Below are 6,602 nucleotides of genomic sequence, written 5' to 3' on the forward strand. Positions count from 1 at the left end.
TGGCGCCCTTCGCTTTCGATGACCGGCGCGTTCATCACGCCGGCCACCTTTTCTGTGTCCAGCGTCGCCGACATGGCCAGCAGGTGCAGATCCTCGCGAAAGACGCTCTGGGCTTCCAGGGCGAGCGCCAGCCCCAGATCCACATTGAGGCTGCGCTCATGAATCTCGTCGAAGATCACGCAGCCAACCCCGTCGAGTGAGGGATCAGACAGAAGACGGCGCACGAACAGGCCATCTGTGATGACTTCGACAACGGTTTCTGCCGAGACCTTGCGCTCGATCCGTGTCGAAAGCCCGATCCGCTTGCCTGTGCGCTCTCCAAGGGTTGCGGCCATCCGGTCGGCGGCCATACGCGCAGCAAGACGCCTTGGTTCGAGCAGCAGGATACGGCCCTCGATCGGCGCGAACCCTTCGATCAGACCCGCCAGCGCCAGCGGTACGCGGGTCGTCTTGCCGGCCCCTGGCGGCGCGGCCAGGACCAGCCGCTTGTCGGCGCGGACTGCCGCGCTTATCTCGCCGAGCAGGCTTTCTATCGGGAGGGCGGATGTGTCACTCATAGCCTGCTTCCTCTAGCCGACTGGCGAGGCGATGACACGGGCTGTCGCAGTATTTGCGGTCATCTTGTGTTTCGAATTAGGGTCGAAGCGCTTAAAGAGGCTCAGCAGAATTGTGGGAAAGGTCCGCGCACGTGTCTGACTGGCTTGAATTTTCCGTTGTGGTCCCGGTGCATAATGAATCCGGCAATGTCGAAGCGCTGGTCCGCGAGATTGCCGCTGCGCTCGATGGCCGGGCCTATGAGATGATCTTTGTCGATGACGCCTCGAGCGATGATACGCGCGCCGTCCTGGCGGGCCTGAAAAAGGATTTCCCGGCCCTTCGCGTGCTCAGCCACCGCAAGAATGCCGGCCAGAGCCGCGCGATCCGCACAGGCGTGAAAGCCGCGCGCGGGCGGGTCATCGGCACGCTCGATGGCGACGGTCAGAACGATCCGGCCGACCTGCCAGACCTTTACCGCGCCCTCACCCGTCAGGATGCGCCGGAGAAACTCGCCATGGTGATGGGCCGCCGCGGGAGCCGGAAGGACACGGCCTGGAAGCGCTTCGGCTCGAAATTCGCCAATTCAGTCCGCCAGCGCATGCTTAAGGATGGGTGTGACGACTCCGGGTGCGGCATCAAGGTCGTCAAGCGAGATGTCTTCCTGTCGCTTCCCTATTTCGACCATATGCACCGCTACATGCCGGCCCTTATCAAGGCTGACGGCCATGAGGCGGAATTCATGGATGTGAACCACCGCGAGCGCGGGGCGGGCAATTCGAAATATACCAATTTCGGGCGGCTCTGGGCCGCTCTGTCAGACCTTCGCGGTGTGACCTGGCTGATCCGCCGCCGCCGCAATCCGGACGGCGCAGACGAGATCTGAAACGGGTATTTTGGCTGAATCTCAAAAGACACGCCTCAATCTCGACAGATAGTGTGCTAGAATTTCATGCTTAACACGCCTGCAAGGGGACGTTAGGCATGAGTATGAGAGGTATCTTCGGGGCGGCTGCCATCGCCAGAGCCGAAGATCGTAAGAAACGGTCGGCCGCATCTGGCCGGTCAACGCAACGCAGGGGATCCAACATGCGCGTGCTACTCGGTATATTTCCACTTCTGATCATTCCGGTCGCGATCTACAATCTCATCGCACTGCCCTATGGCGGCGGCGCAGAACAGGTCGATGGCGTGATCAACAATGTCGCGCCGATCATCGACATGCTGAAACAGCCAATGCTGACCTTCCCGATGATTTCCGGCGTGAACTGGGCGATCACAAATGGCGAAATGCTGATCCTGTTCTCGATCGGGCTCCTGTTCATGGAAATCCTGAAATCGACGTCCACCGGCACGGCCACGATCGTCAATCATGCGATCTCGATGATCCTGTTCATCGTCTGTCTGGTCGAATTCCTGCTCCTGCCGAACTTCGCAACCTCGGTCTTCTTCATCATCACCATCATGACGCTGCTCGACGTTCTCGCAGGTGTCGTCGTGACGATTGTCTCTGCCCGCCGCGACTTTGGCGTTGGCGAAGGCTTTGCCTGACCGCTATTTGAGCAAGATTATTACCTGATCGGGGCGGGCAGATGTAATTTCTGCCCGTCTGCGCTTCACAGACGCGCAAACCTGTCTAGTCTCCGCGCCAGTCTTGAAATTTCAGGGAGCCGGGGAGGCTTATGGAAGCGCTTGTCACACTGATTGAGAATGTCGCTGGATTTATCTGGGGTGGGTCGTGGGGCGACACCACGGTGATTCCCGGCAATATAGGTCCGCTGGCCGTGTTGCTTCTGGGCACCGGCCTTTTCTTTATGATCCGTCTGGCCGCACGGCCGCTTCGCCGTTTCGTGCCCGCGCTTGCCGAGGTCTGGCAAGGCCGCAAGGCGCAGGGGGAAGATGGCGCGATTACACCCTGGCAGGCCTTGTCGACAGCCCTGTCAGGGCAGGTTGGAACCGGCAATCTGGCGGGCGTGGCAACGGCTATCACCCTGGGCGGCCCCGGCGCGATCTTCTGGATGTGGGTGGTCGCGATCTTCGGCATGGCGCTCGCCTTTGCCGAAAGCTCGCTCGCCGTCAAATATCGCGAAACGGACGAGTATGGCCGCATCAATGGCGGCCCGATGTATTATATCAAGAATGGTCTCGGCAAGAACTGGTTGTGGCTGGCCATCATCTTCTGTCTTGGTACGCTGTTCTCGGCAACCGCGACAGGCGGCATGATCCAGGCCAACTCGATCATGGAATCGGTGACCGAGACGGGCCAGTCCTCGTTCGGCCTGACGATCCCGCCTTGGCTGATCGGCCTCGTTCTCGCCGGGCTGGTCTTCGCCGTCATCATCGGCGGCATCAAGTCGATCGGCAGCTTTGCCGGCAAGGTCGTGCCGGTCATGGCTGGCCTTTATGTGCTCGCCGCATTCATCGTGCTGGTCATGAATGCCCCGAAAGTGCCTGGCGCTTTCATGGAGATCATCAATTCGGCCTTCGGCCTACGCGAAGCGGCAGGCGGCGCGGCTGGCTACGGCGTGATGCAAGCGGTGCGTTATGGCATCGCACGCGGGCTTTTCTCCAACGAGGCCGGGCAAGGCTCAGCGCCGATCGCCCACGCGGCGGCGCGGACCAAGAACCCTGTCCAGCAAGGCGAAATCGCAATGATCGGCGTGTTCATCGACACGATCATCATCTGTACGATGACCGCTCTGGTCATCCTGACCGTCACAGGAGACTTCAAGAAAAGCCCGGCCCTTATGGCGGCAAACCAGTGCATCGACGCCGGCCAGACGCTGCCGGAAGGCACTGATTTGAATACGCTGTTCCCGAGCGCGTATACTGATGGCCGCAATGAGCTGGTCGCTGCCAATGGCGCAGTTGCATCGGCCTGGCTTCAGGAATGTCAGGCTGCGGGCGTGGATGTCGAACAGGCGGCGATCGCTGGGGCCTCCGATCCGGATGTTCTTCTTGATGTTGATCATGCCTGGGAGACGGACGCGAACTCTGCGGCGATTACGACGCGGGCCTATGGCGCCGCCTTCCCGGGCGGCGAGTTCATCGTTCCGATTGCACTCTTCTTCTTCGCCTTCACGACGATTATCGGCTGGTCTTATTATGGCGAGCAGGCCGTAACCTATCTGATTGGCGAATGGGCGACCCACCCGTTCAGATATGCCTGGGTGCTGGTTATCTTCATCGGCGCGATCATCACCAACACGGATGCGCTCTGGTTATTGGGCGATATCGCCAATGCATCCATGGCCTTTCCCAACCTGATTGCGATCATTGCGCTCTCAAGTGTGGTGGTGGCCATGCACAAGCTGAATGACGACCCGGATCACGGCCATCCCGTGATCGACAAGACCGAGCCGCCGCCGTCCGAATAGGGCAACGCGGCTCGAGACGATACGAGCGCTTTGATGGGACCCTGCCTGCTTTTGCGGGCAGGGTTCTTTCTTTGGCGGCGGCTCTTCGCCGCTGTGAGACAACGGCCGATTGGTTCGGGTTTCCTTTTGGGTAAGGGCTGGGCGGTACACTCGCGCCATGTCAGACGCTGCCCGCATAGATGCCTTCCTGGAAATGATGAGCGCCGAACGGGGCGCCTCGCCGAATACGCTGGATGCCTATGGCCGGGACCTGCGCGACGCATCGGACTTCATGAAGGGCAAGCTCAGCCGGGCCGGCGGAGCAAAACTTGCGCGCTATTCGAGCTGGCTGGCCGGGCAGGGGCTTGCCCCGCGCAGCCAGGCGCGAAAGCTCTCCTCGCTACGCCGTTTCTTCCGCTTCCTGTTTGAGGAGGGCGACCGCAAGGATGACCCGACTTCGAAGCTCGAAGGCCCCAAGGCGGGCCGCGATATTCCCGATGTCCTCTCACGCGAAGAGCTCACCCGCCTGATCGAGGCGTGCGGGGAGGATGTGCGTCTCAGATGCCTGGTGGAGCTGCTTTACGGCGCCGGCCTGCGGGTCAGCGAGCTTGTATCGCTGAAGCTTGGCAATCTGCCGCGGCGAAAGGGCACTCGCTGGGAGACGACGGATATCATCGTGCGCGGCAAGGGCGGCAAGGACAGGCTTTGCCCGCTGGGCAGGCCCGCTCTTGATGCCATTCTCGCCTGGCTGGACGTGCGCAACGAGAGTCTGCCGAAGGGCACACTCAAGCGCGGCGGTGCGCGGGCGTTTCTCTTTCCCTCCCGCGGCAAGGAAATGCACCTGACGCGGCGGCGTCTCGGCCAGATGCTGAAGGCGCTCGCGCTGGAGGCCGGACTGGATCCTGCGCGGGTCCATCCGCATGCGCTGCGCCATGCCTATGCGACGCATCTGCTGCAGGGCGGGGCGGACCTCAGATCGTTGCAGACCCTGCTTGGCCATGCCGATATATCGACCACGGAAATCTACACCCATGTTCTGCAGGATGAACTCGCAGAGCTGCTCGAGACGGCCCATCCGCTGGCACAATAGAAATTTGTCACGCAGCCTCTGGCGAACAGGAGCTGTCCTCCCGATATTTGCAGTCCTTTGCCGCTCACCCATACCGGAGAATTGAGGAAATCATGTTTGCCTATATTCGTGCCATCTGTGCCACTGTGCTCATCTTTGAAATATCCGGCGCCTTCGCGCTCGGCGTTGCGACGCTCATTCTCCTTGCCCTGCATGTGAGCGGGATCGCGTTCTGGAGCGTCGAAGCGCTGACCCTGGCCGGTGTCTGCTATGTCTGCGCCTTGTTCTTTTCCCGCGCCCTGTCCTATGAATTGAGCGAGGCAACCGCCGAGGACTGATTTTTGCATGCCCGTCCCGGCAGTGATCCGAACTCAAAAATACAGGGGACAAGAATGCGACTTATCACGGCAACACTTACAGGCCTGGTGCTTCTCGCCGGGTGTGGCGACAGCGGCGAGCCGGCACCAGCCAAGACACCTGAAGTCACCGGACCGACCGTCAGCGCTGAGGATCTCGCTGTGCTGGAAGGCACCGGCTGGACAGGCGAGCATACCTATCGCGGCTATGTCGGTGCCCAGGAAGACGTCACGATTCCGAGCAGCATGACCGTCCGCGAATCGGGCGGCATGTATGTTCTCAATTTCGAATATGAGGACTCCCTCTCCAATTATTCGCAGGAGCTGCCGATCTCCGCCGATGGCCGCCAGCTTGGCCTCGGCACGATCACCGAGCGGACCGAGAATGGCGACGTTTTGACGATCGTGACCGAAGAGGAATGCCTCGACGCGCAGGTCGATTCCATTTGCCGGTTTACGTTTGAGATTTCGCCCAATTACTTCACCGAACGCCGCCATGTAACGGCGCTGGGCGATGATCTCTCCATCCAGCGGGACTATTTTCGCTATACCCGCTAGGCGCTGACAACAGCCAGACCAACAGGACCAACTTATGGTCCAGGCGCGCTTACGCAGTCTTTCAGCTGACCCCTCTCGACGCCGCCAGCTACATCTGTAATATTACAGCTGTAGTGAGCGGCGTTTCTGCCGTGTGCAGCCTGGAGAGGCGTTGGCTATGGCGGCCATTTTTACCCCTGACGCCGAGAAGGAGTTTTTTACGCCTTTCGGCCCGCTGATGGGATATTTCCGCATGCCCGCGCTGCTCATCAGTGCGCTGAATGATGCTGTCAGCGACAAGCTGGAAGATCATTCTGGCCAGCTCGTTGGCAAGGTCCGTGAGGAGCTGCGCTTCGACAAGCCGCTGATCGATCTCGCGGCCGCTCATCTCGGCCAGACGCTGATCGAATATCATGTCAGAGCCAGCCATCGCGGCGCGTTCGGCGATTACAATCACCGCGAGAAGCAGTTCGAACTGAACATTATGGGCGGCTGGTTCGTGCGCCAGTTCGCAGGGGATTATAACCCGCTTCATATTCATACCGGCGCATCGATTTCATGTGTCGGCTATCTCGCTCTGCCCGACGGCATGGAAGCCGAATGGGAAGAGGATTATCGCGACCATCATCCTAGCCATGGCCACCTTCAGTTCGCGCACGGCACCGATGTGCACTATTCAGTCTCGAATTTCATGATCAAGCCGCGCGTCGGCGACGTCTACATCTTTCCCTCTCACATGTTCCATTGTGT

The 6,602-nt window shown here is 60.2% G+C and carries 8 protein-coding genes; 7 read left to right on the forward strand and 1 reads right to left on the reverse strand.

Features of this window, described 5'->3' with window-relative positions:
- A partial coding sequence (locus WA989_RS10550; protein ID WP_424340457.1) for a DEAD/DEAH box helicase occupies positions 1–557 on the reverse strand: 557 nt, incomplete at its 3' end.
- Between the two features lie 131 nt (positions 558–688).
- Here WA989_RS10550 and WA989_RS10555 point away from each other — a divergent pair.
- The 7 genes from WA989_RS10555 to WA989_RS10585 form a co-directional block, all read left to right on the forward strand.
- Positions 689–1,420, forward strand: a complete 732-nt coding sequence (locus WA989_RS10555; protein ID WP_424340458.1) for a glycosyltransferase family 2 protein — start codon at positions 689–691, stop codon at positions 1,418–1,420.
- A 203-nt stretch (positions 1,421–1,623) separates the two neighbouring features.
- Positions 1,624–2,085, forward strand: a complete 462-nt coding sequence (locus tag WA989_RS10560) for a hypothetical protein (RefSeq protein WP_424340459.1) — start codon at positions 1,624–1,626, stop codon at positions 2,083–2,085.
- 131 nt (positions 2,086–2,216) lie between these two features.
- Positions 2,217–3,911, forward strand: coding sequence for an alanine/glycine:cation symporter family protein (locus WA989_RS10565; RefSeq protein WP_424340460.1), 1,695 nt, complete (start codon positions 2,217–2,219; stop codon positions 3,909–3,911).
- Between the two features lie 157 nt (positions 3,912–4,068).
- Positions 4,069–4,980 (forward strand): tyrosine recombinase, encoded by a 912-nt coding sequence (locus tag WA989_RS10570; protein ID WP_424340461.1) that lies wholly within the window; start codon positions 4,069–4,071, stop codon positions 4,978–4,980.
- A gap of 92 nt (positions 4,981–5,072) precedes the next feature.
- Positions 5,073–5,297 carry a hypothetical protein gene (locus WA989_RS10575; protein ID WP_424340462.1) on the forward strand — a complete coding sequence of 75 codons (225 nt, stop codon included), beginning with the start codon at positions 5,073–5,075 and terminating at the stop codon, positions 5,295–5,297.
- 54 nt (positions 5,298–5,351) lie between these two features.
- Positions 5,352–5,873: a hypothetical protein gene (locus tag WA989_RS10580; RefSeq protein WP_424340463.1), complete on the forward strand. Its 522-nt coding sequence runs from the start codon at positions 5,352–5,354 to the stop codon at positions 5,871–5,873.
- Positions 5,874–6,030: 157 nt separating this feature from the next.
- A partial coding sequence (locus WA989_RS10585; protein ID WP_424340464.1) for a putative 2OG-Fe(II) oxygenase occupies positions 6,031–6,602 on the forward strand: 572 nt, incomplete at its 3' end.

The organism is Henriciella sp. (assembly GCF_049649345.1).
Classification (GTDB): domain Bacteria; phylum Pseudomonadota; class Alphaproteobacteria; order Caulobacterales; family Hyphomonadaceae; genus Henriciella.